We start from the raw sequence: 26027 nt of genomic DNA on the forward strand, positions 1-26027 counted from the left end.
TCACCGCCAAAAATTTCGGATTTTGCTTCCCCACTGCCAATACGTAAGCAGAGCTACGACCAAAAAAATCAAAATAAGTATGATCTTATAAATAAAATAAATTTTTACCACAGACAGCAGCGTAATGATGACAGCAAGAACGATCGGAATAATAAATAATTTTTTAAGATTATTCTTTCCGCCTTTTTCCCGGCTCAGCCAGAAAATAATAACAAACACACCAAAATAGAAGAAAAAAACCCAAAATCCCATACATTTCTCCTCCCTATAGCAAATTTTCTATCGTCTTTAACCGTTCGTAATCGGTCAGGTCACAGTGCAAAGGCGTGATCGAAACATACCCTTCCTGAATTGCCCTGAGGTCGGTATCCTGTTCTTCTTCAAAAACGAGCGTTCCGGTAATCCAATAATACTCTCTGCCATAAGGAGATTTTCTGTTTTCGAAGGCATTGTCGTAAACAGACCTGCCTAGTCTGGTGACTCTTTTTCCCTTCCATTCCTCCCTGTCGCAGGGCGGCACATTAATATTCAAGAGGCCGCTCTGATACTGAAGCAAGGGGCTGTTCGTATCAATCAAGCGTTTGATGAGCAAAGCGCTTGGCATATAGTCTTCGTAATCATAATTGGCAAGTGATACCGCTATGGAACGTATCCCTAACAGGGCACCCTCCATTGCGGCTGCCACAGTACCTGAGTAGAATACATCCGAACCGAGATTCGGTCCGTGATTAATTCCGGATATGATCAAATCCGGCTTGGCAGGAAGAATATCCCCCTGTATTGCCAGTTTGACACAGTCTGTCGGTGTGCCGTTGACAGATACACCGATATGATTGTCTGGCAAGGAATGATGGGTCACGAAGATTGGCTGAAACAGGGTGATAGACCGTCCAACAGCTGATCGCTGTCCTTCCGGAGCCACAACGTAGATCTCATGCTGATGGTCCGCCGCCAAAACATCATACATGGTCCTGAGACCGGCAGCAAAATAACCATCATCATTTGTCAGCAGGATTTTCATGCAAAACTAGCCTCCGTCATTCTGCCGCTTATTATTGGATTAATGTCTACCCATAATTAATGAGAACGCCTCTGCCCTGGTGGCAGCGCTGGTTTCAAACATTCCTCTGACTGCTGATGTAACGGTCTGCGCGCCGGGTTTTTTAATTCCGCGTACGGTCATGCACATATGCTCAGCTTCAATGACGACAATAACACCGCGCGGATTAAGCATTTCATTCACAGTATCCGCAATCTGGCTTGTCAATCTTTCCTGTAGCTGCGGCCTTCTGGCGTAGTCTTCGGCAACTCTGGCCAGCTTCGATAATCCTGTCACCTTGCCGTGTCTCGGTATATACGCAATGTGGGCCTGTCCAACAAAAGGAAGCAGGTGATGCTCACACATTGAATAAATCGGAATATCTCTAACCAATACCATTTCCTCGTGGTTTTCCGAAAACAATACAGACAGGTTCTTGCTCGGATCTTCATGAAGTCCGGCAAAAGCTTCCTCATAAAATCTGGCAACTCTTTTGGGGGTATCCTTAAGGCCTTCTCTTTCCGGATCCTCTCCGATTGCTTCTAAAATATCCCTTACAGCTCGTTCTATTTTTGCATGATCTATAGCCATCATGATCGCCTCCTGTTATGGTGTAAATTAGCGGAATATTTTATTAATTGGGTCAACTTGAATTGTATCATTTATTTTCGATTTGACCAAATTATTTTTTTACTATTATTTTTTTACTATATTCTGCAGATACGCAATTCTCTCAACAATTTATCATTATAATTTTATTTAAAGTTTTAACCTGCGTTTTTCAGGCAGCTCCGGCCATTTAAGGATCGGCCCAATTAACTTATACACCAGACTGGATTCCTTGGTCAGTATGGGGCCCAATATGGCGAGAATAAGCACATACAAGGCAGAAAACGGCTGCAGGACTCCCAGCAAGCCTCCTGATAGGGCCAGTGTGGCGAGTATAATCGAAAATTCACCACGTGACAGGATCGTTAAGCCAATCCTGAGCGAAGCGCGATGAGACAGCTGAGCTCTCCTTCCGGCTATAAATCCAGCAATCGTATTGCCAAGAAGCGTCAGCAGTACTGCGCCAAGGACCGGCCAAACAGCGCCACCCAGCGTAAAAGGATCGATGCTTAGACCGAAACTGAAGAAGAATAATGCGCCGAAAAAATCACGAAAAGGAACAATAATGTGTTCAATCCGCTCGCGATGCTCCGTCTCCGCCATTACTAGGCCGAGTAGCATTGCTCCGATGGCCTCGGCAATATTCAGGGTTTCGGAAATCCCCGCAACCAACGTCACCGCCGCAAAAGTCACCAGTAAAAATGTCTCGTCCGAAGGAATATCCAGCCGGCGGTTCAGCCACGGAACGAGCTTATGGCCCAAAAACAGAAATGCCCCGATAAATCCAAGTGCAACAACTGCTGTAAGCAGGACTGTAACGGTCGAAGTCGAACCGGAAAGAACCAAACCAGAGACAACGGATAAATAGATTGCCACAAACACATCCTGAAACATCATCAGCCCTAGGATAATTTCTGTCTCATCGTTCGCAGCTCGTTTTAACTCGACGATGACTTTAGCTACAATAGCGCTTGACGAAATTGTCATCATCCCTGCTACGACCAGGATTTCTTTGACGGGCCAACCTAAAAGCAATGGGTACAGCAGCGCAACAGAAAAGTTGATGAGCATATAGATGAGGCCGCTGCGGAGAATCGACGGTCCCGATGCCATCAGCTGTTTGATTGAGAATTCTAATCCGAGAGAGAATAGTAAAAATAAAACACCCATCTTTCCCATGAAGTCGATGAGCGCGGCTGACTGAATAAACCTGAAATCAAATACCCCGATATGAGGAGCATGAGGTCCAACAACCATCCCCGCAATAATCAGAATAGGCACAATGGAAATCCGCAATTTACCGGCTATCATCCCCGCCACGGCCGATAAAGCCAGAGCGAGACCAACTTCCAGTATCAAATGCTCCATTAATGAACACTCCCGTGAAACAGGAGTCCCTTAGCAGCTTTCACCTGTTCTTTTTCTCCCAGAATGACAATCGTCGCACCTTCCTGAAGAACGATGTCAGGATTGGGATTGATCGTTTTATTTTGGTCTTTTTTCACCATCGCAATAATCGTCCCGCCGGTCCGCTTCCGGACCTGCATCTCACCGATTGATTTGCCAATCGCATAAGCCCCCGTTTCAATCCTGTACCATTCGAGTACCATATCCCCGATGGCTACCTCAACAGTATCCAGATCTTTGGGGCGATAGGCCATTCCGCCCAGAATAGAGGCAATACAACGCGATTCTTCATCATCAAGTGTTACCATCGAGATCGATTCATTCGGATCCTCGAGGTAATAGTGATACATTTCCCGGCGCCCGTCATCATGGACGATCACAACCAGCTTATCTCCAGACCGGGTGTCCAGCTGATACTTTTTCCCGATCCCCGGCAAGTCTTTTTCCTTGACTAACTTCATGCCAAAAAGCCTCCTTTTCTTTAAATTTACTTTAACAAATCTACGGATATAAGTAAAGAAACGACAGCACGGGACAAAATTGTTATTCCCCAATCAGACTATGCTCACTCAGCAGATTACGGTATAAAAAATAAGGAGACGTAACGAAACTTTAGTTCCGATGCGTCCCGCCATCTTCTTCATATTATGCGCAATACAAATATTTTCTGCTAATTAAAGTTAACGTCAATGCTAATCAAAGCACCGCGTTGCTGTAAAGAATACACGGTCAAAGGTAAATAAAATTTTACCGTCTTTCGAGCCGGAATAATACTTCATAATTTCCAGCATCAGATCATTCTCAAATTCTTTTTGCTTTTCGTCTTCATGAAGACAATCCAAGTAGGGTCTCAACCCGGTGCTTCGATACAGATCCAGGATATCCTCATAACTGTTCATCAAATGATAATACCTGGTTTCCCATAATTCGATTTCCGGTGTTAAATCACAGAGAACATCATAATAATATTCAGGAGCATGGACCTTATAGGAAATCGCGATGTGATTAAAATAACCGGACCACTTCGCAGAGGATACGAGGTCTAAAAGCAGCTGATGAATCAGCATTTCATTGACAAACGGAACTTGGACGGCTAATATACCGCGGGGTTTCAGCATGGCAAACAGTCTGGAGATAAGAAGATCATTATCAGGAATCCATTGGAAGGCCGCATTGGAAAATATGAGGTCATACTGGCCAAGGTTGGAAATGTCCAGTCCCGCATCCCGTAATAACCAACGCACTGACGGATTTGTGGCTTTGGCAATTTCAAGCATGGCATGTGAATTATCAATGGCTGTGATCGCCGCATTCTTCCATCTCTCCGCTAAAACACGGGTGCTATTACCTGGGCCGCAGCCCACATCCAGAATATTTTCAGGCTGTTCAAGCTTAATACGGCTGACTAAATCACGTGACGGTTTGGATCTTTCTTTCTCAAATTTTAAATAGGCTTCTGGATTCCAGTCTGCCATGGTAATGCCCCCCAAAAACGTTTCTATAATTGTACCAGAAAATAAATGATAATGAAACCTCTTTGGGAAGTCTGATCTTAAATGGCTTTTTTAACCGTTAAACCAAAAGATTTATTGTAACAATCGACTGCCACCTTCGTGTTGGACATTTCTTCATACGTATTTCCAAGCAGGATCCAGGCCGCGCTGTTTTTGCTATCCATGGAGACCAGTCGTTCCAGGATAATTTTGGCGTCGTCCCACAGCCCTTTTTCGGTCATGCAGACACTTAAATTATAGAGCACCGTTTTATCTTCCGGATCAATTTTCAGGGCATTCTGATAATACTCAATTGCTTTGCGCGTTCTTCCGAGCTGAAAACAGATAAAGCCTAAATTATTCAGCAGCAAGGTGTCGTTATTCTTGAGCGTATAGGCTTTTCTGAGTAATCGGTAAGCCTGGTCGTCCTGCTGGAACTCGTGGTAAATGCCGGCCAGATTGCATAGGGCATCAAGATCATCCGGGTCATGTTTTAATACTTTCTGGAACAGCTTCCGGGCTTTGCTCTGCTGGCCGGTCTGCGCATAGCAGTAGGCCAGCCTGGACATCAGGCTGAAATGCCCCCCGCATTTGATCGCTTTATGGAAAGATTCGACCGCATCCTCGGTCTGATTCATTTTCAGCTGCATCTCAGCTTTCATTTCCCAGTATTCCGGCTGATACGGCTTCACTTTACAGCAGCCGCTGAAACAGTTTAAAGCTTCCCTGTGCTGCCCCTGGAACTGATAGATGCTGCCAAGTCGAAAAAGGATATCGGCATCTCCAGGTGAGGAACGCAGAGACTTATCCAGACAATAAATAGCTTCCTGCCATTCCCCAAGTTCGAGATAACAATCCGTCTGCAGATTCCAGTACGTACTGTTCGCTTCCAGCTGAAGCGCATTTTCGAGATGAATCAAAGCATCATTGACAAAGCCCTGTCCATGACAGCAGCGGGCTAGTAAAAAATGCACTTCGGCCAGCTGTCCGGGCTCTTCGCTATAGATGATTGCTGCTTCCAAATAGGCCTGAGCTTCCTTGAAAACCTTATGATCAATCAGTGTTTTCACTTCTGCCAGATACAGGGCATCGGAGATATTTTCTGTGTTTAAGATTCCAAACAGGATTTCTAGAGCCTGCTGTTCTTCACCCATGAAAAGCAGCCAATTAATCTGCATTTTTGTCTTGAGACGCAAGCGGTTTCCCATATCAACACCCCTAAATATAAAATCTTCTTTAAAGACGAGTGCCTTGTTAACCTTAAAATTATTGTAGATTCAGGTTAACATGGTACTGGATAGTTATTCTTCCTCTTTCCATGATTTACCTTTTGTTTGGCTGGAAAACCGCTCATCAAATAGCCTTTCAATCAGATATTTTTCCAATTGGAACTATTTTTTTCGTTATTTATCTCTAAAAATATGTATAATAAGAGAAGAGTTGCCAAAGCTCAATTTATTGGTAAAGAGGCTGATATTTTGTCCAAAGCAAAAGTACCCTTCCTGATCATCCTGATGATCATCGTGATATCTGTCCCAACGATGTCCGGATGCAGCAAAATATTCTCGTTTTCCGCTGATGATGAGTCCAATCCAGTATCAAACTTGCCAGCTGGTGCGCTTTACCTAGACGGAGCCGCTATCCGTCCGCTAACTTTGAATGTAATCAATCAGGCCAAACAATCCATTTATATCGAGCTGTCCAGTCTGAATGATCAGGAAATCATTAATTTACTGATTACAAAAGCGCATTCGGGCATCGAAGTCAGACTGCTGCTCGATCAATGGCAGAGAGATAATACCTCAACCATCAAAGCACTAAAAAATGAAAACATATCGGTCCAGTACTATCCTGCTGAGAAAGGACAGTACCAGACAGTACGCTATATGGTTGTTGATCACAAAACGGCTGTTTTTTACGGAAAGGACTGGACCGCCAAAGGCTTCGATGCGCACAGCATGGCTGTAAAACTATCCGGAGACTCTGTCGGTGTCATGGACAAATCCTTCGGCAAAGACTGGAACTATACGACAACACTGTCGCTTGATTTACCGGATACTTCCAAATTACCAGAAGACAATATTACCTTTGCCATTGCTGTCAATGTTAAACAGCAGCTTCTTAATTTAATCAACGCTGCTGCGTCTGAGGTCTTAATAGAAACCGAACAACTGAGTAAAGACGATATAATCGATGCCCTGTTGGAGGCAAAAAAAAGAGGCTGTAACGTGAAAGTGATCGTCAGCCTTTCCAGTGCAATTACCTCGCCCGATGCTATTCAGGAATTAAAGGACGCCCACATCGAATTGCGCTATTACAATCATCCTGACAAAAAAGCGATGGGTGCGAATTTCGGTATTTTTGATCAGACAACGCTGTTTGTTTCCAATTCTGCCTGGACATATCCTTCTTTTGTTATTAATCACGAAGGTTCTTTGACTATCCCTTCCTCTGCTGTCGCCAAAAAAGTTGCAGCGCTGTTTGATGAAGAATGGGCCAACAGTACACCATAAAACGCAAATACATTCGCTTTGGGTTTAATCTCCGTAATGGATGGCCGCGCTTATTTATCATCGATGGAGGCGCCATCCGTACACGAGAATGAATACGTGTTTGATTCCGAAATAACATTATTGAGGCTATCGATCATCTTTAAAAGAAGGCTGACAGGCTCAGTCTCATTCTGGATTGATTTCGGCAAGACGGCTGTTAAGACAGTATTACTTACGTACTTCGTTTTAACCAGGGTATCATCAATATAAATCTGATAATCCGGCAGGAAGTTTTCCCCTTGAACCTGAATCACATTTCCACTCAGACGAAGGACCTTTTCGATCTTGGGAAAACGTTCTCCAAGCAGGTACAAAGCATTCTGAACAGGTTTATCCTGTGGTTTAAGCTCATAGACATACGCATTGCCAATCAGGGAATCATATTGCAGCATTTCATAGTCCGCGGATTCTGCTTCGGTGATTTTTTCATTCTTCTGATATTGCGCGGCGGCCATCACGTCCGACCCTTTTTCATATAAGGAATAGAGGAAATCCATCAGCGTATTTCCTTCTTTTTTGCTTTTTTCCAGAATATATGGCCCCAAAAAGCTGGAAGAAATGCAAATATTTTTATCTTTCTGGGTAGAAAAATTGTCCCAGATAACAAATGGCACCGTATATTTGTTTAAATAATCGCTGTAACTTCCTCCATCCTGAAAAAAGTCAGCTTCTTTGTACACTTCTGAACTATTGCCGAGCAAAGGCAAATGGTCTCCGTAAAAAACAACGATCGTTGGTTCATCAATCTTATTTAGACCTTCAATCAATGCTTTCAGGGACTGATCGACGTCAGAAATCGTATTGACGTAATTCTCCAGAAGTATTTTATTTTTAGCTGAAAAGTCGCCCTGAACCTGAATCGTATTTCCGGCATTAGGTTTTTCCGCATAAGGTCCATGAGCCTCCATAGAAATCGCATAGATAAAATCGGGTTTATCATTCTGTCCAAGCTGCTGCAGAATCTTCTTCGTAAGCTCCGTATCACGGATATAAGTTCCTTTCTTCTCCGGATCTGTAAAAAATTCCTTGCTGATAAATTTGTCAAATCCCATCTCTTCGAAAACAATATTGCGGCGGTAAAACCAGTTATGGTAAGTATGAATTGCCGTAGCCTCATAGCCCTGCTTTTTGTAAATTGCGGGCAGAGCATCCATATCCCTGGTTGCGTACTGGACATACGGAATGATCCCTGCCGGGAGAAACTGGCAGGAATACCCTGTTAGAACTTCAAACTCTGTATTCACCGTTCCTCCGGCAAAGACAGGAACAACTATCTTTCCGCCTGAATAATTTTTTTGCAGATAATGAAAATACGGAATTGGATCTTCACTGAAGCTTACTTCTTTCATCAGCGTCGGATCCCAGAAAGCCTCACTTTGCACAAAGATGACATTTGGGGTAAAATCCGGATCAACCGTGTAATCAGTTTTGGTCTGAGCAATGATCTTTTCAATTTCTTCTTTTTGGTAAGAAGCCGGAGCATTATCCGAATAGGCTTTATAATTCATCATAAAGCCTATAATCAAGCCATTTTCTTCGTAATTGGACTGCTGGCTCCAGTTTACAAGCCGGCAGTTGAAGGTCTTTTGCATAGAAGTATGGGCAACCAGATTAAACAGCAAGAGAAAAGACAGTACCGCAATGGGGACTTTTTGAGCCGAAAGGTACTCTTCTCTAGGTATGTAACGAATGATCAGGATGATCGCAGCGATGAGCAAAATCACGAGTCCCAACATAAAAGCGATCGGCAGATCCTGAAAGCTCTGGGAAATATTCGCGGCTTCCTTCCCAAGGTTTAAATCCCAGGGCAGCAAAGGCTCTCCTCTTAGGAGTAGTTTTTCCCTGCTGACCAGCGCAATAAAGGAAAGGCCGGTTAGAATGACTACTGCAATGGACAGGTACAAACGCCGGGGCAAAAGATAAAAAGCATTAATCAGTCCAAATAGAATAGCATACGTGGCAATAAATTGATTCGGTTGGCATACTACCCAGACCAGTGTATGGACGAAACTTCCGCGTGAGACCGTCTCAAACAATATTAAAACCATTAACGGAATTATAGCCAGAAATTTAGAATTAGACACTTTCTCCTCCATAGAATTCCTCATAAATTTTAAAGAGGATGTCCGTTGGACATCCTCTTCCCGCTTTGCCGTTAGACATCTGGTTTTCTGACCCTGCACATGCAGGTGGGTACCTAGACAGATCTTTCCATCTTCTTTTTGCAAAGCATGATGTACACGACCTGCCACTACTCAGTTCCCGAGAAAAAAATAGGATCAAAACCATGATAGTCCATACAAACAGAGCAGCATCATAGCTATTATAACACCGGGGTGAAGAAAAATCCTCTAGAAACAACTGGAAAACCAATTATGTTTTAGCGATGCACTCTATCTTCCAAATCAGCAAGTCTGTCCAAAATCACAGAAATCGTCATCTCCTGGGTACGTACCCTCTGCCGCAGCTGTTCGACGAGACTGGACATATTCTTGATTTGATGCAGTGTCCCTGGATTCACCGTTCCATCATCCACTAAAGCAAGCGTTCTTGTTCTATTAGCGGGATCTTTTGAATTGGCATTCAATTTATTTAGATACCTGATTTTGCCATATCGGGTATTTCTGCCCTGATTGATTTCAATAATCTTGTCGTCTTCCAGCACCTTCAGCGCTTTTTTCAGGGTAATACTTGCCACGCCTGTCTCACGTTGTATTTCGGAATAGGCAATCTCAAACTGATCTTCTTCATGTTTCTTGGACACCTTCTCAAAAAACTCCAAGAACTTATTGTACGTCTTATCTTTCAGCTTCAATGTTATTCATCCTTCCAAGCAAAAATAAAACAACCAAATAGTTTATTGTATTATATCATAAATTAATGATTATTTTCACTTAAATTGTAAAAATATATTAATTTTTTAAAAATAATATTAAGCCTGCTAAAACTATTTCGAAAAATTAATAAATTATTTGTCTGTCAGGTCAGCTTGTTTAAAACCTCTTCCTTCATGGAAAAAGAATGTTTGTCGGAAGGAAACGCGGTGTCTTTGACTTCCGCGCAATATTTTTGCACAGCATCAACGATCAGGGATTCAATCATTGCGTATTGTTTGACGAAAGTCGGTACAGTCTTGTCCGAAGCGCCAATCATGTCATGAATAACCAGGACCTGGCCGTCGCATTGATTTCCGGCACCAATGCCAATGGTCGGTACGGATATCGACTGTGTGATCTTTGCCGCGAGTAGCGCCGGTATTGCTTCCAGGACCAGCATAAAAACACCGGCTTGAGCCAGAATTCCGGCATCACGCAAAAGTTTGGAAGCGCTGTGTATTTCTGTTCCCTGGACTTTATATCCGCCCAGCAGGCCGGCGGTTTGAGGCGTCAAACCAATGTGTCCGACAACAGGAATCCCGGCTTTGGTCAGAAAGCTGATAATCTCGCGGTATTCCTCCCCGCCCTCGAGTTTAACAGCGTCGGCTCCACCCTCCTGCATCAGCCTTCCGGCATTGCGCAACGCATCTTCAGGCCTCGCATAGGTCAGATAAGGCATATCCACAATCATGAAAGTACTTGGAGCACCCCGGCGGACAGCTTTGGCATGATGCAGCATATCCTCCATTGTCACTGGAACGGTTGAGTCATATCCTAAGATGACCATCCCAAGCGAATCACCCACAAGGATTACATCGACGCCGGCTTTTTCCACGATTCGTGCCGTCGGAAAATCATAGGCTGTCAGCATCGTAATCTTGTTTTCCTGTTCGCTCATCTTTTTAAAATCTGGAATCATTTTTTTCATCTTGATCGCCTTCTCCCTAAACCTTTTTTATTTCAAACTTTGTCTAAGCTTTTAAGTCATAAGTTATATGGGCCAAGCATATGGTGTACAGAAATTGGAGAAAAGGGAGGCTGCCGTATGTCAAAACCGTTTCAGCTGTCGTTAGTTACCAAAGGTATAGCGCTGGCCATTGTTATCTCATTTCTGCTGACCGTTGTTCTGAGTCTGGTCTACTTTTTTACTTCGGTGCAGGAATCTTTCCTTTACTCGCTGCTCGCTGCCGGAATTGGCGTACTCATCGCCAGTTTTTACATTGCGTATCAATCCGGAGCAAGAGGACTTCTGTACGGACTGGCTGTTGGAATCGGTTTTTTTGTGGTCACCCTATTGATTTATTACATTTTCTATGCGGGTGATCCTTCTTGGAAAATACTGCTCAAGAAAGTCCTGATTAGTCCCATAGCGGGTGTGATCGGTGGGAGTATCGGAGCCGTGATGAAGAAATGACGCGGTCCATGTAGTGCGTTAAACCGCTCTCCTGAACTATTCACCCTCCAGAACATGCTGTTGGGTGAAAAAACGGGACAAGTACAGCTGTTTCCGACTATACTGCTGGGTGTATACTCCTTAACCCTTTCCACCTAGGCCCTTGGCCTATCGCCCCCAGCTGGGGGTTTTCTTTTTTTATCTGGCGAGCGCAAATTTGTTGATCCAGTTGACAATAATACGGTCTCCCTGATTCAGCTCGGTCGTAAAATGAGCTTCACTGCCATTGACCTGCATTTCCAGTTTTCCGCCCGAAATTGAGTTTTCAGCAAGATTTATATACGGAAATAGTTCCGACAAAATGGGTTTGCGCGAAAAACCTTCCACTCTGATTTCCATACCGTCTTCGATAGGCTCATCTTCCTGAATGACCCTTCCTTTGCAGTAGATCTTTGCTTCAAGCGGCGGTAAACTGAACGCTTCTCCGTTAACCGTAAAAATCATCGGTTCGGCTTCCAGCGCCAAATCCCTGATCAATATTTTTTTCTCAAGAATATCGATACGATCGTTGTTATTAATAACACAGTCTTTGGTTACAGCGTAACCATTGACGATAATCTCCATATCCGATACCAGTTCCCGGGGCTGATTGTTGACTTTGATTTTCTTTTTGTTTATTTTATTGAGATTAATGCCTTTCATGGCCAGTAAATCATAGAGCGTTTCATTCATTTTTACAAGCAGGCTGCAGCCATCCTCAAGCCAGTCTTCTTCATCTGCCGGTTTATTGTTCAGATAGATGAACGGATTGAATTCCTCTTCCTTGCCATCCCAGATAATCTTCTTCGCTGCGGGCCGGGAAATGACATCTTTGACCTGCGCTTTGGCATCTTCTCCGGAATGACCCGGCATAAAGGTGACCTCGTCACCCTGACTAAGCCTCTGATCCAGCTTGGCCGACTGGCCATTGACTGTAATCACCGCTGGACTTCCCAACTCTCCTTTAATAACCTGAATCTCACCGTTTAGCTTATAGATCAGCGCCGATCCCGGACGTCCAAAGAACGTTTTCGGCTGGATGCCTGCTGCGAGAAGCCCTTCCGCCACCGTAGCAAGCTGCAGTTCAAACAACGGAATATTCGTGTTATTTACATTGACTGCATAATAATGGAGACCTTTATTATCCAGCGCGGAAATTGCAATTCCTATCGGCGTAATGACATCCGAACCAAATAAATCTTCTTCCTGGCCGGAGACCGCGGACAACCTTTCGCGGACTTGAATGCCGATTCTACCCCGGGAAAGATTAATCACCTTTGACAAAATATCTCCCATCAAGGGAGTAAGGCTACCTCCCCCGACCATGATCACAGCCTGGGGTGAACAGCTGTTATTCAGCAGCAGGATTTCTCCGCCGATCCTTTCGGCAATCACCTGAACGGTCGGTTTAATGACATCCAGAATTTCCTGACGTGTGACAGAGGACCTGGCTCCGAAGAAATTGACGATGTCAATCAGGCTGTTTGGATTTGGATCGTTCCCGTTCAGCTGTTTTTTAATCCTTTCGCCTTCCTGAAAATCAACCAGATAATTGGAACAGATTGCTTCTGTGACCTCATCGCCGGCCATGGGCACCATTCCATAGGCAAAGAAAGTGCCTTCCTTGGTAAATGCAATATCTGCTGTCCCTGCCCCGATATCCACGAGGGCCAGATTCAGTCTTCTCATATCTCCGGGAATTGCGGCCAGTCCGGCGGCAATCGGTTCCAGCGTCAAACTGGCCATCTCAAGCCCCGCCCTTGCTAAAACTGCAATAAGGCCATCGACAACCGTTCTCGGTAAAAACGAAGAAATAACCGTGATTTCTGCTTTTTTTCCCCTCTGCCCGACCAGCGTTGTAATCTGCTGGTCTTCGAGCAGCTGCTTCACCGTACTGTATCCGACACAGTAGAATAGGATATTATCTGTCTCTTCAGCCGAGATTTTCTTCATGGCCTTTTGGACAGCTTCCATTTCCATGGCCAGGACTTCTTCCTGTTCCCAGTGTGTCGGCAGAACTTCCTCTCTCGTGACCGTCGCTGTTTCGGTACAAAGTGCCCTGCCTGCTGCAGCCACAGCCACTTTTGTCAATTTGCAGTTTAGTTTATGCTCAAGTTCATGCTTTACATAGGATACAGCTTTAGCGACTTCGTTCACATCATGAACCTGTCCGTCATACATCGCCCTTTGCGTATGTTCGGTCCGCGCACTGGCTATGACTTCATATCCCGATTCACTCTTTTGCGCCACAAGTCCAATAACGACTCTGGTGCCGATATCAAGGGCAAAAACAGTCTCCACTTCTCTTTCCACCTCGCAAAGTTATATATCGTTAAATAGCCAGCTCGTTAGCCAGCTCATAGAGCTTACGGTTAAACATTTTCTTTTCCTTAAAAGCGAGTTCCAGTGGCCTGTCCACAATCTCATTTTGGAAATGAGAGATCATCACCTCAGATTTTCCCTCCATCAGCGCTTCAATGGCCTTGCCGCCCATCATTGCTCCAAGCAAAGAATCGGCCGCCGAGGGCGCTCCTCCGCGTTGAATGTGACCGAGAATCGTCACTCGGTTTTCCAATCCGGAATATTTTTTTAAGCCTGAAGCAATTTCACGGATATCCCCTGCTCCTTCGGCACAAATAATAATACTGTGATTTTTTCCTCTCCGATATCCCCGCAGCAGTTTCTCACTGATTTCCTGAAGATCAAAAGGAATTTCGGGAGTCAGGATCGATTCGGCACCAATCGCGAGTCCTGAGTGGAGGGCAATATCTCCGCAGTTTCTGCCCATGACTTCGACAAGAAAAGTCCGTTCATGGGATGAAGCGGTATCTCTTAATTTGCTTACAGCCTCAACAACGGTGTTCACCGCCGTGTCAAAACCAATCGTTGAATCTGTGCCGGCAATGTCATTGTCAATCGTACCCGGCACGCCAATGACTTTGATACCCCATTCGGCAAGTTTTTTTGCTCCGCGGTAAGAACCATCTCCGCCAATGACCACGAGCGCTTCGATTCCTTTGGCCTTCAGCTGATCCGCGGCCTGACGCTGGCCTTCAGCTGTAAACATTTCTTCACATCTGGCAGTTTTCAGGACTGTTCCGCCGCGATGCACAATATCTGCAACTGAACCCAGCTCCATTTCTTTTATTTCACCGCGCAGAAGCCCATCATAACCATGGAAAACCCCATATACCCGGAGATCATGGTAAATGCCCTTGCGAACAACCGCCCGTATCGCGGTGTTCATTCCGGGAGCATCCCCTCCGCTGGTTAAAACTGCAACCTTGCTATCCGCGCCCATAAGATCTCTCCTTTTCAGCATTATACAGTTTTTTACATAAAGTTTCAAACAACGCCTGTTTTCTCTCCCGTATCTTTTCAGACTGATTTGTCAGACTTCCGGTGTTTTTTCGAAAATAGGACGCAATATCGCGATAGGGGCACTGAAATATCTCATGCAGCAGGAGATACACCATTTGCCTTGCTTCCACAATCTCCCTTTTTTTCGTACTGCCCAGGACTTTGTCTTTTTCCAAACCGCAGCATTCACAAACGATAGAAACAACGAGATTGGCCTGTTCTCCAATGCGTGGAAAGTGAAATAATTTTTCGGACTGAGGTACATGGATTTTCTCCTCCGCAAAGTTTGCCGGCTGAATGTCTTTTTTTAGCTGTTCAGCAATCTTTACAGCCTGCTTCATATTTTTAATTCCGGAAAGAAGCGCCGACTGGCAGGGCAGGATCTCCTGAAACAAATCTCCGGTAAGACGATACGCGATGAAATGCTCGATCTCCTCGGCTGCCGGGTCCTTTAAATAGAGGAAAAATCCGCTTTTAAGCCTTGATGCAAACCGCTGGTTCAAAAAGTCAAAGTTGGGTGTACTGCCCTGATATGTAATGACCGTCTTTCCGCCTTGTGCCAGAATGGTATCTACGGTATGAAACAGTTCTTCGAGTGTTTTCTTTTTCCCTTGCAGCACATTAATATTATCAAGCAGGAAAAGGTCATTGGAACGCACAGAGCGACGAAAGCTGTTAAGGCTCCCATTTTGGGCTGCAAACGCAAATTTCTTTGAAAATTTATCCGCATCGATCAGGACAGTCTTCACCTTTTGCGGCTTCATTTTTTGCAGGATACAATTCAATAGCTGGGTCTTGCCCAGTCCTTCCTGTCCGGCAATTATCGTAACCGGGGGCGCCTTTTGTACTTCATAATTCTCTATGTATTGAAAAGCTAATTGGTTGAACTGGCTGATAAACACTGTTTAGAATACCCCCTACGAGAAAACTTACTCACCAATTTTTTATGTTAATGTCATGGAGGGCCACAGTTCCGCTGTGGGCGGAGCAGGATAGCTAACATAATTCAACGCGGTACCAGGGAAGAATAAGGGTTAAGGAATATATCCCTAACCCTTGCCTAGGTTGACAATTTTAGCCATCTATCATTACGCGTGCTCTGCGGCTAATATATTTCGAGATATCTGTCGATTTCCCATTTATGCACGGCGATGCGGAAGCTGTCATATTCTTCGGTCTTTGCTGCAACAAATCGGGAATAGATGTGCTCGCCGAGGGCATCTTTGATGATTTCATCATTGCTTAATAGCGTTAAAGCCTCTTTGAGATCTCCGGGAAGCGAGTCAATCCCCATCTCTTTTCTTTGCCTGTCATCCATGGCAAAAATATTCAAATCAACGGCTTCGGGCGGGTTAAGTTTCCGTTTGATCCCATCCAGTCCGGCCTTAATCTGGACCGATAAAGCCAGATAAGGATTGCAGGAAGGATCCGGGCTTCTTAACTCAATACGGGTTGAAGAACCCCTCTTGGCCGGAATACGTATCAGCGGACTCCGGTTGCGGCCCGACCAGGCAATATAGCAGGGCGCTTCATAGCCCGGAACGAGCCTTTTATACGAATTGACCGTAGGATTGGTAATCGCTGTGAAAGCCTTCGCATGCTCCATAATGCCGGCAATATAATGATACGCTTCGCTCGAAAGGTTCATCGGTCCTTCCGGATCATAGAAAACGTTTTTGCCATTTTTGAATAAAGACTGGTTGACATGCATTCCGGAGCCATTGATCCCAAAGATCGGTTTCGGCATAAATGTCGCATGCAGTCCGTGCCGCTGGGCAATCGTCCGGACGACAAATCTGAAGGTGACCATTTTATCAGCCATTTCCAAGGCATCGGCATATTTGAAATCAATCTCATGCTGTCCGGGAGCAACTTCATGATGGGAGGCTTCAATTTCAAAATTCATCTGTTCCAGCGCCAGAACCATATCTCTTCTGGCACTCTCCCCTAAATCAACCGGTGTCATGTCAAAATAACCAGCTTTATCATGGGTAATCAGGGTCGGTCTGCCCTCCGTGTCGACATGGAACAGGAAAAATTCCAGCTCCGGTCCTATGTAGCATTTGAAACCCATTTCTGAGGCTTCTGCCAGTACTTTTTTTAGTGTATTGCGGGGGCAACCGTTGAATGGCGTCCCGTCAGGATTATAGACATCACAGATGAGTCTCGCTACCCCGCCTTCAGCAGGCCTCCACGGGAAAACGACAAATGTGTCAGGGTCGGGTCTTAGGTACATGTCCGACTCCTCAATACGCACAAAGCCTTCAATGGAAGAACCGTCAAACATCATTTCTCCGTCCAGGGCTTTCTCAAGTTGTTCTACCGGAATAGAGACATTCTTTAATACTCCGAAAATATCGGTAAACTGAAGTCTCATGAATTTTACGCCCTTTTCATACGCCTCTCGCAAGACATCTTCTTTCGTATAATTCAATTCTCAGCGCTCCCTTCAATTGTTTAAAACTTTTACTCCTACAGTACCATGTCAACCATAAATCTTATATTTAAAATTTTAGGATTGACATGGCTCTAAATACTTTTTCAATGCTGGGTGAATATATAACAACTGACGGCTTTCCGTAACCGCAGAAAATCTTTGAATATCCTTCCCGTCAAATTGCTGGGAAAAGAACAGTTTAATCGTCGTCCTTTCGTCGTTTGTCCGCAATTCCACCTTATCAGGATAAAATAAGTAATTATACAGTTCATCGCGCCAGCTAAGCTGTAAGTTTCCAGTGGAGATTTTGATAATGCCGAATTTTTCCACACGGATGTCCCCTATTCCAGAAAAACCCTGGGTGATATTCTCAGCTTCCACTGCCATCTGACCGGACTTAAATTTCAGGGACAGGATATGCTCAAGAATAAACCTGGCCGGAACGGAGATTTCCTCTATCATCATCGCATACGCTTTGATCTCATCCTCCCACTGGCGAATTTTTTCAGCATAAGCCGATTTGATCTCCGTTAAATTTTGGGTTTCTTTTTCTAAAAGACAATAAATCCGTTCAAAGCTTTCAAGCAGAACCTGATCATGATGATTCAAGTGAACATCTCCACCTTATTTTGGCTTATAATCTATTCTAACCTATTCCCAATTTTTTTCACAGTCCTTTTTCGGTATATCAGAAAGTATAATTACATTCTGAAAGCTCTAAGACGATTTTACCGATAAAGTCGGGAGGTCTTTTTCTGATATCTGATAGTCTGGGACAAATCCTGAATCAGCAGCTCAATTTCTTTTGTTTCATCCTGCAGCGACCTGGCGTACACCAGCGCGATCCAGCCGCAGCGCAGCGCTTCCATATTTTTACCTTTCTTCATCAAAAGATTGGCAAGCTTTAACATCGCTTCTCCTTTCGGCAGTTCCGGCTCGTCATAAAACCTTTTGCCGAGCAGTTTGTACAGATTCTCCTGAAACAAAGTATCCTCATAGCGGATAAGATATGTTAATTCCTCGCTGATTTCGCCGATCTTGGAGCTGTCACCAAAGAACTGGAAATACTTCAGAGCTTCCAGATACTGTTTTTTCGCCTCCGAGTAGTCCTGTTTCATAATCAACAGGATGGCCAGACTGTAATAACGCACAGCAAAGCCGAATTCGCTTCCTTGATGGTATTGAATGGACAACTCAAGGCTGCTGATTGCTTCATCCAACAATTTCGAACATTGAAGAAGATTACTTAACATGAAATAACTTTCACTGACTTCAAGATCACGGCCGTTTTTCAAATACAGCGCAACAACTCTCTGCTGCAAAAGCAGGGCTTCCGGCAGCCTGTCTTTTTCAAAGTACAAGAAGGCGATATATTGCAGCGCATTAGCCAGAGAAACCTGTTCGCCTAACCTGGCATAGATCTTCGCGGCATGATAAAATCTTTCCTGCGCCGCAATTCTCTGCCCCTGACTGTAATACATTTCTCCCAAACAGAGGCTGAGCTCTGCCTCCCCACTCAGATAACCATGTTTCCGGCAGAGATTCTCGGCATGCAGAAAAGTCTCTTCTGCAGCCTGCCACTCTTTAATTTTTATATAAACCTGGCCCAGATCGGAGTACAAGGCCGCTAAACGCGGGGATGATGCTTCTCTCGGATAGTCCCTGATAGCCTGCTTATATAAATAAATGGCTTTGGCATTCTTCCCCTGGCTGAAATAAACGCTGGCCAATCCGGCCCTGGCTTCAGCAATCCCCTTATTGTTATGCAGCTGTTTGCAGCAGGCCAGTGCCCTTCGGAATCCGGCTTCGGCATCATTCAATTTGTTATTTTTTACCTGGACCGCTGCGAGCAAGCGCTGGGAAAAAGCAATAATCACCGGTATTTCCAGTGTTTCAGCCTCGATAAGGCTTATCTGCAGACTTTTTTCAGCTTCTTCAGTGTTTCCGTCACCCAAGCATTTGATTCCATTTTCCAGATACTTCCTCCATACTTCCAGTGTGGTCTCCATGGTATCCCTCCTGAATTTTCTTCAAAATATGTGAATTTTCTTCACAATACCTGAATTTTCTTTACAATATATGAGTTGGGGCAACTTCATTTGGTCTATAATATGCTATACTGAATCTAAGGGAGCAAACCGGCGCTATGAATGTTTTTGCTCTTGAAAACAATGAAGTAAATCATCCTGCAGGAGGGATTGTAATGAGCACAAAAAGCCCATCTTCAAAAAATATTCTCTGGATCATCGCCAAAGTCCTGATTTTCATGCTCTGCCTTTATCTGGCCTACCTGGTTTTAAAACCGCTGCTCGGCATCATCCTGAGTATCGGCTTTTGGATTATCAAGGTTGCCGTGGTCGTTTTCATTTCTTTATTGGTATTACACCTGCTCCTCAGAATCATTTTCAAGATCGATCTGCTGGAAATCATTTTTGGGGTTCGCTGGCCAAAATAATGCCACCGCGATATACGGTGGATCATACCAGACATTTAAACTTTAAATGCTGAAAGGAGGCGTCTTTATCGACACCTCCTTTTAATATTTAACATGATTTACGGCTCCCCGGAATAAGCATGGTTCTAAGGGGGGATAAACAATGAGCGTCTTTGTGGTGAACAGAAAAAAGCTGGCGGTGGGGACTGTGATCCTGATGCTGATTGCGGTTTTGGCCGTAAACAAAGAACAGGTTGTATCCGTTGTTACCGGAAATTCTAAGCCGATTTACTCCGTCAAGACCGAAACAAAGCAGGTTGCGCTTACTTTTGATATCAGCTGGGGCGAAGAAAATGTGCAGCCGATTTTGGATATCCTAAAAAAAGAAAATATCAAGGCCACTTTCTTTCTTTCATCTCCGTGGGCCGAAACAAAACCGGAGCTAGTCAAGCACATTGCCGCGGATGGCCACGAAATTGGTTCCCATGGGCGGCGTCATGTTGATTTAAACACCTTGACAGCTGATGCCCTCATGAAAGAGCTCGATACTTCCAAAGAAGTCCTGGAACGTTTAAGCGACCAGAAAATCAACCTGCTGCGCGCTCCGAACGGGGCCTATGACAACCAGGTCATCTCGGTTGCAAACGAGAGGGGCTACAAAGTCATTCAATGGAGCGTTGATTCCCTGGATTGGAAAAGACCCGGAGCCGACGCCATCGTCAATTATGTGATGAACGGACGCTCCAAAAATAAAGGAGCCTCCCCTGGCGACATTATCCTTTTCCATGCTTCTGATTCCGCACCAGATACGCCTGAGGCACTCCCCACTGTTCTGAAAATGCTCAAAGAGAAGAACTATGAAATTGTGACGGTCGGCAAGCTGCTCAGCAATGCCCAAGAGAGCTGGCCGCCTGGTTCGAGCCTGTAATGAGCACTTGTATCGCGTTCTCAATTTACTCGCTAAATCTGTCGACATAACCCTCTTTACATTACAAGACTAGTATGTTAGGGCTAGTCTGCGTGCCACAATACCGCTTTCGGCCGTTGTGTCCTCCTGACACAAAAGACCGCGCTGCGCTATCCAGGCTTCGCTCGTCGCGGAACTCTGGCACGCAGACTAATCATAGGATTATTAGGAGTATCTGTGGCCCCCAGACTGATCATAGGATTATTCAAGCAGGTCTGCATGCAATAATATAGCCCATTATTTGAGCGGGCTATTTTAAGAACGTTTTACTAGAATAACGATCCGAAATTGATGCTAGCTCCAAAAGACACTTCCATGACTCCAGATTAGGTCTCCGTAATGGATGGCCGGCGCCAAGCGGAGCATGGATTGCGCAGCACGGCTTTTTGACGGCCACGGATGGCCTAATGTCGCGATGCCATGGATGGCAAGGAGCGACGTGCCACGGATGGCACAACAGCCGAAAGCGGCCATCCATTATGGAGACTAATCCGAGTAAACTAAGATCTACCTTTATTCGAAAACGGGATGTACGAATCGATCTATTAATGCCCTTTCCAGCTCTGGAACCCTTCGCCGACGACCTCTGAAACATCGCCGATGGCCACAAAAGCGTCCGGGTCATATTTGTGGACAATTTCTTTGACCTGGGTCAGCTGTGCTCTATTTACGATACTGTAGACCACTCTTTTTTGAAAACGTGAATAAGCCCCTTCGGCCTGAAGATACGTTACGCCTCTGCCGACAATATTGATGATATCCTCAGCAATCTCGTCCGGCTTTTCTGTGACGACCATAACGCTCTTGGAATAGTCCAACCCGACCTGGACGAGATCGATCACTTTGGTAGCGATAAACATATAAATCATTGCATACATGGCCATTTCCGGGCTAAAGATCAGTGCAGCTCCGATAAAGACAACCGCATCGAGTATTAAGATGATCTGCCCGACACTAAATTGGATTCTTTTATTCAACACGATCGCCAGGATATCGGTACCGCCTAATGAGCCGCGACAGCGAAAGATGATGCCCATCCCGATACCGGATATAACGCCCCCGAAAATAGAGGCCAGCAGCGTATCTGTTGTTATCGGAGCCAAAACATCTGTAAACTTCAGAGCAGCAGATAATGTCCCTACGCCCAGGATACTCCAATAAAACAGCTGTCTGCCGACTGACTTGTAGCCGACAATGAATAACGGAATATTCAGAAGGGCCACCAGAATGCTTATATTCCATTGAAACAGATAATGCAGCAGAATCGCGATTCCTGTGACTCCGCCGTCAGCAATCTGGTTGGGCAGGATCAATGTATTAATGCTGACAGCTACAATCACTGCGCCTATAATGATTCCAAAAAATCTTTTGAGAAAATGCCATGGTATTTTTTTCAGGTTCATGTTTTACCTCAAATTAATCTAGTCATCCAAGCTTTCTCCGACAATTTGCTCTAAGCTCTCTTCAACATCTCTCTTTAACATTATTCTTGACAAAAAGAATTCTATTTAGTAAAGTAATGTAGCAGTTTTATTGCGCTCGTAGCTCAGGGGATAGAGTGACGGTTTCCGAGGCCGCAGGTCGTTGGTTCGAATCCAACCGGGCGCACCATTAGAAAAAATAGACATTGCAAGTGCTTGCAGTGTTTTTTTAGTATCATATATATTTTACGGCATTTTATTGTTTTCAAGCATAAAAACAGATAAATCGTTAAACCTACTATATAAAAAGGAGGATTTAACGATGAATATTCTAGAAAAAGCGACCGCCAAGAGCAATTCTATTGTTCAAAATATAATTGATCACGAACCTGCTAATTATATTGAGGCGGGTTTGCAGTATCAGATTGTCTTGATGGGTCGTTTTCAAGCCTCAATTATTACCACCCTGTATAATCATGCCGAAGATCCGGAGCTCAGAGTACTGCTTAAAGATGCACGCGATGCACTGGTAGAAAGAACTGTCGAAATGAGTGAAGATTTTTTACAATCCGAGGACGTCAAGCTGCCAACCATACAGTTTCCCGAACGGTCCCTGGAAAAATACCAGGATATACCAGACCACTTGCACTTCAGTGATATGGAAATTGCGTTGCTGCTGCTGGAAATGAACAGTTCCAGCCAAATGGCCTTATTGACAGCCATTAATCAAAGCTATCACCTGGAAATTGGGAATCGTCTCCGCAAGGAGCTGAACATGGGATTTGATTGGGCTTACCGGCTGGAGCAGCTGATGCTCCAAAGAAACTGGCTTCCCAAAATTGCAAAAATCGTTCATTAACAACAACGTAAAATTCATTTTTTAGTATTCCATATACATTTAATATGCCAGCCTCAAAGAGACTGGCATTCCTTATACTTTGTGTCCTTTTCAGAATTTAATAACACTTACTCCGGAAAATACAATCGGAAAGCCGCAATGATGTCTTGCTGAACCAGCTCCGGCTCCTTTTCCCCATTGATTTCAACAACCGGTTCCCCATTTTTTTGCCACTGTTTGTACAGCTTTTGGTAATTATCAGCAACGTGCTGCAGCGTCTCGCTGTTTTCAAATATTTCGGTCTGGAATCTGCCTGCTGCTATTCTCTTGAGCGATGTTTCCGGGCTTACCTTTATGAAAAGTGTAAGGTCCGGTTTCACCGCATATTGATTGATTTCTCCAATCCAGGATTCATCATTTTTCATTCCCTGATACGCAAACGAAGACCATATATATCTGTCACAGATCACATAGTTTCCCTGCTCCAGGGCAGGAATGACCAGATTGTTGTTGTGATCAAGCCGGTCGGCAGCAAACAGCAACGCCAGACAGCTGTCATTCACGCCGTTGATCCGGCCTGAAAGTACCTGGCGGATCGTTGTCCCGAGCGGACCCTGGCTTGGTTCTCTGGTTAGAATGGTTTTTACTCCGCGTACTGTTTCAAGATATACCTTCAGACGCTCAATCTGCGTTCCTTTGCCTGATCCATCGATGCCTTCGAGCACAATGAACTTTCCTTTCACCTGCACGATCTTCAACTCCTTCAGGATTCATTGTAATCTATTTCAGCGCAAATAAAAAGATGCCTCCTCTCTGAGACATCTTTATACACTGACTGTTCGTTCGTTCATTTATCCAACCTTACTCATCACCCGAAGCTTATCAGCGAGCAGTGCAATGAATTCAGAATTGGTAGGTTTTTGACGTTCTATGTTCATCGAATATCCGAAGATCCGCTTCAGCGTTTCCATATGTCCGCGTTCCCAGGCCAGCTCAATGGCATGTCTGATGCCTCTTTCCACCCTGCTGGGAGCCGTATTGTATTTCTTAGCAATTGCCGGGTACAGTTCTTTGGTTACAGCCCCGAGTAAAGAAACATCTTCGATTACCATGAGTATTGCATCTCTGATATATTGATATCCTTTGACATGAGCCGGAATACCGAGCTGGTGCATCATTGTCGTTACTTCTACGTTGATATTGACCCCTCTTCCGACCGACGCAACAGAGGAACAAGTCTGCAGCAGCGGTGGATTTGTGATTTCCAGATCCTGCGTCAGCGTCCTGATGCGTTTTCCCAGAATTTCCAGATCAAATGGTTTCAGGATAAAATAATCAACCCCCATGACCATGGCCTGATGCGTCAGTGTTTCATGCCCGAAAGCCGTTAATAATATGACTTTGGGTTTCCTGACTGATGTTCTAGCATTGATTCTTTCCAGGACTTCCAAACCATCAAGATTCGGCATCACAAGATCCATAATGACGAGATCCGGGTCATGTTTTTGAATCAAATCCCAAGCTTCAAGTCCATTGTAGGCTACGCCAGCAAGCTCAAAGCTATCATCCTTTGAAATATAATCCTGAAGGATCTGACATAGATTTCGATTATCCTCGGCTACAATAATCTTTACCTTTTTTGACATCTCTACATTTCCCCGCTTTATCATATTTTTCCCGGTTCGTTTTTCCGGTAGTATCATTATAAATCAGCGGAGATGTCGAATTCTTAAAAAATAAGGAACACTTTCTAATTTTGGCATTTATTACAAAGGCCTGTCCCATCTGCAAAAAACGATATTTGAGAATTATTTTTTTTCGTTAAAATAAGCCAATTTATTTTTCGTCCTACATATTATCCCGAACTTCAAGAGAATTTCAGTGTAAATATTAAAGTTTTGTCTTGTTCTGACGAGTTACCGTATCTGCATGATGTTTCAGCTGATGATAATTGCTTCCGTCGGACAACCGTCGGCTGCTTCCTGCGCTGATTCTTCAAGAGTCTCCGGAACCTGTTCCTGACGCGTTACAGCCAATCCGTCATCATCCATTTCAAAAATGTCCGGGCAAATTGCAGGACATGCTCCACATCCGATACAGGCTTCTTTTTCTACATAAGCAATCATGATGTTCACCCCAAATTATTTTTGTCAATCGTCGATTGTATTGTTCCCAAGGTGATTAAAGATATGCAAATTTTCTATTCGGGACTCATCTCTACGATTTTCAGACCATCGTCTTGTTGTTCTACTATAATCTGGTATGTAAGTACTTTTCTTTGATCAATGGATGACCCCGTCGTAATTTCAACCAAATAACTATTTTGCGCAGAAGTGTTTTGAATCTCCACGTTTTGAACACTTAAAAATGGATTATCCTGAAACATCTGCTGCAGTGTGCTATTCGTAGCTTCGGCCTGTCCTGATGCCAGAGCCGAAGCAAGATCAAATTGCCTGTAATCAAGCTTTTCCCAATAATCTTCAATCACTGCCTTCGGATTTGCATAACTTTGCCCATTGGCTATTGCTGAAACTGCAGTATTCGGATTCTGCCACCATACAATGACGCCAATAAAAAAAATACTGCAGACAAGTATAAAAAAATGACGGTTCAATAACATAATTTCCCTCCTAAACCTTTTACTATAATATAGGAGGGAAATTGGAAATTCATGACACCCGGCAATTATTTGTTGAAGATTTTTTTCAGAAGATTAAGTACGGACTGAGGCAGCTTGATATAGTACATTTTCATAGGATTTTTCCTCCTTCCAGCACTGCTGTCTTGAGAATAATTTATGCGGCAGACTGATTTTATACGACGTGGTAATTTTTGACAGCATCTTCAAGCTGTTTGACTAGTTCGATTTCCTCCGCAGTTTTTGCCGTGAAATAAAGTTTTCCTACGATTGACGTCAGCATTTTCAAAACATCTTCAAAGGTCAGTTTATCTGTTAGCGCCAACTTTTCACTTGTTTCAATCATGGCAATTCCAAATTGATGTCCGACACCGTCTTTCATCATCTTCGTACAGGATTTTCCCAACAGTTTCATGACAAGTGCAGCTTCCTGCGTATCGAGCTGCCGTACGGCATCAATGGTGGTATAAAATCCCTGGACGATCCTGACGCCAACATTGGACCAATCTACCGGCTGAACCATT

General features: G+C 44.3%; 27 protein-coding genes, 1 tRNA gene and 1 other RNA gene. 6 read left to right on the top strand and 23 right to left on the bottom strand.

The genetic code is table 11. The features are described from left to right. From AAH944_RS08025 to AAH944_RS08055, 7 genes are all read right to left on the bottom strand, one after another. Positions 1-252, bottom strand: coding sequence for a hypothetical protein (locus tag AAH944_RS08025; RefSeq protein ID WP_415534139.1), 252 nt, complete (start codon positions 250-252; stop codon positions 1-3). A 13-nt stretch (positions 253-265) separates the two neighbouring features. Beyond that, entirely contained in the window at positions 266-1021 is a 756-nt protein-coding gene (surE, locus tag AAH944_RS08030; RefSeq protein ID WP_415534141.1) for a 5'/3'-nucleotidase SurE, read from the bottom strand. A gap of 39 nt (positions 1022-1060) precedes the next feature. After that, on the bottom strand, positions 1061-1633 hold the full coding sequence (gene folE / locus AAH944_RS08035; protein ID WP_415534142.1) for a GTP cyclohydrolase I FolE: 573 nt from the start codon (positions 1631-1633) through the stop codon (positions 1061-1063). 165 nt (positions 1634-1798) lie between these two features. Further along, positions 1799-3016: a cation:proton antiporter gene (locus AAH944_RS08040; RefSeq protein ID WP_415534144.1), complete on the bottom strand. Its 1218-nt coding sequence runs from the start codon at positions 3014-3016 to the stop codon at positions 1799-1801. Continuing rightward, positions 3016-3516 (bottom strand): cation:proton antiporter regulatory subunit, encoded by a 501-nt coding sequence (locus AAH944_RS08045; protein WP_015042873.1) that lies wholly within the window; start codon positions 3514-3516, stop codon positions 3016-3018. Before AAH944_RS08045 ends, AAH944_RS08040 begins: the two co-directional genes overlap by 1 nt. Positions 3517-3747: 231 nt before the next feature. Next, positions 3748-4530 (bottom strand): methyltransferase domain-containing protein, encoded by a 783-nt coding sequence (locus tag AAH944_RS08050; protein ID WP_415534146.1) that lies wholly within the window; start codon positions 4528-4530, stop codon positions 3748-3750. 77 nt (positions 4531-4607) lie between these two features. Beyond that, a complete protein-coding gene (locus AAH944_RS08055; protein WP_415534148.1) occupies positions 4608-5756 on the bottom strand; it encodes a tetratricopeptide repeat protein in 1149 nt (382 codons plus the stop codon). A 213-nt stretch (positions 5757-5969) separates the two neighbouring features. Between AAH944_RS08055 and AAH944_RS08060 the strand changes: the two genes are divergently transcribed. After that, on the top strand, positions 5970-7061 hold the full coding sequence (locus AAH944_RS08060; RefSeq protein ID WP_415534150.1) for a phospholipase D-like domain-containing protein: 1092 nt from the start codon (positions 5970-5972) through the stop codon (positions 7059-7061). Between the two features lie 50 nt (positions 7062-7111). Here the strand turns inward: AAH944_RS08060 and AAH944_RS08065 are convergent, their stop codons facing one another. The 4 genes from AAH944_RS08065 to panB form a co-directional block, all read right to left on the bottom strand. Next, positions 7112-9184 (bottom strand): LTA synthase family protein, encoded by a 2073-nt coding sequence (locus tag AAH944_RS08065; RefSeq protein WP_415534152.1) that lies wholly within the window; start codon positions 9182-9184, stop codon positions 7112-7114. A 53-nt stretch (positions 9185-9237) separates the two neighbouring features. After that, a non-coding RNA gene (gene ssrS, locus AAH944_RS08070) (6S RNA) lies at positions 9238-9418 on the bottom strand. A gap of 62 nt (positions 9419-9480) precedes the next feature. Beyond that, positions 9481-9915, bottom strand: coding sequence for a hypothetical protein (locus AAH944_RS08075; RefSeq protein WP_415534154.1), 435 nt, complete (start codon positions 9913-9915; stop codon positions 9481-9483). Between the two features lie 164 nt (positions 9916-10079). Further along, positions 10080-10904, bottom strand: coding sequence for a 3-methyl-2-oxobutanoate hydroxymethyltransferase (panB, locus tag AAH944_RS08080; RefSeq protein ID WP_415534156.1), 825 nt, complete (start codon positions 10902-10904; stop codon positions 10080-10082). A gap of 117 nt (positions 10905-11021) precedes the next feature. Here panB and AAH944_RS08085 point away from each other — a divergent pair, with 117 nt between their 5' ends. After that, positions 11022-11390 carry a TIGR04086 family membrane protein gene (locus AAH944_RS08085; RefSeq protein WP_415534158.1) on the top strand — a complete coding sequence of 123 codons (369 nt, stop codon included), beginning with the start codon at positions 11022-11024 and terminating at the stop codon, positions 11388-11390. 177 nt (positions 11391-11567) lie between these two features. Here the strand turns inward: AAH944_RS08085 and AAH944_RS08090 are convergent, their stop codons facing one another. The 6 genes from AAH944_RS08090 to AAH944_RS08115 all read right to left on the bottom strand — a co-directional run bounded on the left by AAH944_RS08090 (position 11568) and on the right by AAH944_RS08115 (position 19214). Next, positions 11568-13709: a cell division protein FtsA gene (locus AAH944_RS08090; RefSeq protein ID WP_415534160.1), complete on the bottom strand. Its 2142-nt coding sequence runs from the start codon at positions 13707-13709 to the stop codon at positions 11568-11570. Positions 13710-13740: 31 nt separating this feature from the next. Continuing rightward, positions 13741-14709 carry a 6-phosphofructokinase gene (gene pfkA / locus AAH944_RS08095; protein WP_415534162.1) on the bottom strand — a complete coding sequence of 323 codons (969 nt, stop codon included), beginning with the start codon at positions 14707-14709 and terminating at the stop codon, positions 13741-13743. Further along, entirely contained in the window at positions 14696-15670 is a 975-nt protein-coding gene (locus AAH944_RS08100; RefSeq protein ID WP_415534164.1) for a DnaA ATPase domain-containing protein, read from the bottom strand. The genes pfkA and AAH944_RS08100 overlap by 14 nt, the downstream gene beginning before the upstream one ends. 203 nt (positions 15671-15873) lie before the next feature. After that, positions 15874-17202: a type I glutamate--ammonia ligase gene (gene glnA / locus AAH944_RS08105; RefSeq protein WP_415534166.1), complete on the bottom strand. Its 1329-nt coding sequence runs from the start codon at positions 17200-17202 to the stop codon at positions 15874-15876. 78 nt (positions 17203-17280) lie between these two features. Further along, complete coding sequence (locus AAH944_RS08110; protein WP_415534168.1) at positions 17281-17814, bottom strand: hypothetical protein; 534 nt, start codon at positions 17812-17814, stop codon at positions 17281-17283. A gap of 119 nt (positions 17815-17933) precedes the next feature. After that, a complete protein-coding gene (locus AAH944_RS08115; protein WP_415534170.1) occupies positions 17934-19214 on the bottom strand; it encodes a tetratricopeptide repeat protein in 1281 nt (426 codons plus the stop codon). A gap of 194 nt (positions 19215-19408) precedes the next feature. Here AAH944_RS08115 and AAH944_RS08120 point away from each other — a divergent pair, with 194 nt between their 5' ends. Continuing rightward, positions 19409-19660 carry a hypothetical protein gene (locus tag AAH944_RS08120; protein ID WP_415534172.1) on the top strand — a complete coding sequence of 84 codons (252 nt, stop codon included), beginning with the start codon at positions 19409-19411 and terminating at the stop codon, positions 19658-19660. Positions 19661-19802: 142 nt separating this feature from the next. Beyond that, positions 19803-20567, top strand: a complete 765-nt coding sequence (pdaB, locus tag AAH944_RS08125; protein WP_415534174.1) for a polysaccharide deacetylase family sporulation protein PdaB — start codon at positions 19803-19805, stop codon at positions 20565-20567. Positions 20568-21151: 584 nt separating this feature from the next. On the opposite strand, the gene AAH944_RS08130 is transcribed toward pdaB, so the two are convergent. Then, on the bottom strand, positions 21152-22009 hold the full coding sequence (locus tag AAH944_RS08130) for a YitT family protein (protein ID WP_415534176.1): 858 nt from the start codon (positions 22007-22009) through the stop codon (positions 21152-21154). A gap of 132 nt (positions 22010-22141) precedes the next feature. On the opposite strand from AAH944_RS08130, the gene AAH944_RS08135 reads away from it, so the two are divergent. Both AAH944_RS08135 and AAH944_RS08140 read left to right on the top strand, forming a co-directional pair. Then, a tRNA-Arg gene (locus AAH944_RS08135) sits at positions 22142-22217 on the top strand. A gap of 132 nt (positions 22218-22349) precedes the next feature. Further along, positions 22350-22886, top strand: a complete 537-nt coding sequence (locus AAH944_RS08140) for a hypothetical protein (RefSeq protein ID WP_415534178.1) — start codon at positions 22350-22352, stop codon at positions 22884-22886. Positions 22887-22993: 107 nt separating this feature from the next. On the opposite strand, the gene tmk is transcribed toward AAH944_RS08140, so the two are convergent. The 5 genes from tmk to AAH944_RS08165 form a co-directional block, all read right to left on the bottom strand. Next, positions 22994-23614: a dTMP kinase gene (gene tmk / locus AAH944_RS08145; RefSeq protein ID WP_415534180.1), complete on the bottom strand. Its 621-nt coding sequence runs from the start codon at positions 23612-23614 to the stop codon at positions 22994-22996. A 102-nt stretch (positions 23615-23716) separates the two neighbouring features. After that, positions 23717-24511, bottom strand: a complete 795-nt coding sequence (gene spo0A, locus AAH944_RS08150) for a sporulation transcription factor Spo0A (RefSeq protein ID WP_415534182.1) — start codon at positions 24509-24511, stop codon at positions 23717-23719. A gap of 291 nt (positions 24512-24802) precedes the next feature. Continuing rightward, on the bottom strand, positions 24803-24991 hold the full coding sequence (locus tag AAH944_RS08155) for a ferredoxin (protein ID WP_015042893.1): 189 nt from the start codon (positions 24989-24991) through the stop codon (positions 24803-24805). A gap of 74 nt (positions 24992-25065) precedes the next feature. Beyond that, positions 25066-25485 carry a hypothetical protein gene (locus AAH944_RS08160; protein ID WP_415534184.1) on the bottom strand — a complete coding sequence of 140 codons (420 nt, stop codon included), beginning with the start codon at positions 25483-25485 and terminating at the stop codon, positions 25066-25068. A gap of 193 nt (positions 25486-25678) precedes the next feature. Further along, positions 25679-26026, bottom strand: a complete 348-nt coding sequence (locus tag AAH944_RS08165; RefSeq protein ID WP_015042896.1) for a hypothetical protein — start codon at positions 26024-26026, stop codon at positions 25679-25681. Between the last annotated feature and the right edge of the window lies 1 nt (position 26027).

It is taken from the genome of Dehalobacter sp. CP (assembly GCF_047652685.1).
Taxonomy (GTDB): Bacteria; Bacillota; Desulfitobacteriia; order Desulfitobacteriales; family Syntrophobotulaceae; genus Dehalobacter.

Coding starts and splice junctions, on each gene's coding strand:
- AAH944_RS08025 (WP_415534139.1), bottom strand. CDS start 252: ATGGGATTTTGGGTTTTTTTCTTCTATTTTGGTGTGTTTGTTATTATT.
- surE (WP_415534141.1), bottom strand. CDS start 1,021: ATGAAAATCCTGCTGACAAATGATGATGGTTATTTTGCTGCCGGTCTC.
- folE (WP_415534142.1), bottom strand. CDS start 1,633: ATGATGGCTATAGATCATGCAAAAATAGAACGAGCTGTAAGGGATATT.
- AAH944_RS08040 (WP_415534144.1), bottom strand. CDS start 3,016: ATGGAGCATTTGATACTGGAAGTTGGTCTCGCTCTGGCTTTATCGGCC.
- AAH944_RS08045 (WP_015042873.1), bottom strand. CDS start 3,516: ATGAAGTTAGTCAAGGAAAAAGACTTGCCGGGGATCGGGAAAAAGTAT.
- AAH944_RS08050 (WP_415534146.1), bottom strand. CDS start 4,530: ATGGCAGACTGGAATCCAGAAGCCTATTTAAAATTTGAGAAAGAAAGA.
- AAH944_RS08055 (WP_415534148.1), bottom strand. CDS start 5,756: ATGGGAAACCGCTTGCGTCTCAAGACAAAAATGCAGATTAATTGGCTG.
- AAH944_RS08060 (WP_415534150.1), top strand. CDS start 5,970: ATGTATAATAAGAGAAGAGTTGCCAAAGCTCAATTTATTGGTAAAGAG.
- panB (WP_415534156.1), bottom strand. CDS start 10,904: ATGAAAAAAATGATTCCAGATTTTAAAAAGATGAGCGAACAGGAAAAC.
- AAH944_RS08085 (WP_415534158.1), top strand. CDS start 11,022: ATGTCAAAACCGTTTCAGCTGTCGTTAGTTACCAAAGGTATAGCGCTG.
- pfkA (WP_415534162.1), bottom strand. CDS start 14,709: ATGGGCGCGGATAGCAAGGTTGCAGTTTTAACCAGCGGAGGGGATGCT.
- AAH944_RS08115 (WP_415534170.1), bottom strand. CDS start 19,214: ATGGAGACCACACTGGAAGTATGGAGGAAGTATCTGGAAAATGGAATC.
- AAH944_RS08120 (WP_415534172.1), top strand. CDS start 19,409: ATGAGCACAAAAAGCCCATCTTCAAAAAATATTCTCTGGATCATCGCC.
- pdaB (WP_415534174.1), top strand. CDS start 19,803: ATGAGCGTCTTTGTGGTGAACAGAAAAAAGCTGGCGGTGGGGACTGTG.
- AAH944_RS08130 (WP_415534176.1), bottom strand. CDS start 22,009: ATGAACCTGAAAAAAATACCATGGCATTTTCTCAAAAGATTTTTTGGA.
- AAH944_RS08140 (WP_415534178.1), top strand. CDS start 22,350: ATGAATATTCTAGAAAAAGCGACCGCCAAGAGCAATTCTATTGTTCAA.
- spo0A (WP_415534182.1), bottom strand. CDS start 24,511: ATGTCAAAAAAGGTAAAGATTATTGTAGCCGAGGATAATCGAAATCTA.
- AAH944_RS08155 (WP_015042893.1), bottom strand. CDS start 24,991: ATGATTGCTTATGTAGAAAAAGAAGCCTGTATCGGATGTGGAGCATGT.
- AAH944_RS08160 (WP_415534184.1), bottom strand. CDS start 25,485: ATGTTATTGAACCGTCATTTTTTTATACTTGTCTGCAGTATTTTTTTT.
- AAH944_RS08165 (WP_015042896.1), bottom strand. CDS start 26,026: ATGGTTCAGCCGGTAGATTGGTCCAATGTTGGCGTCAGGATCGTCCAG.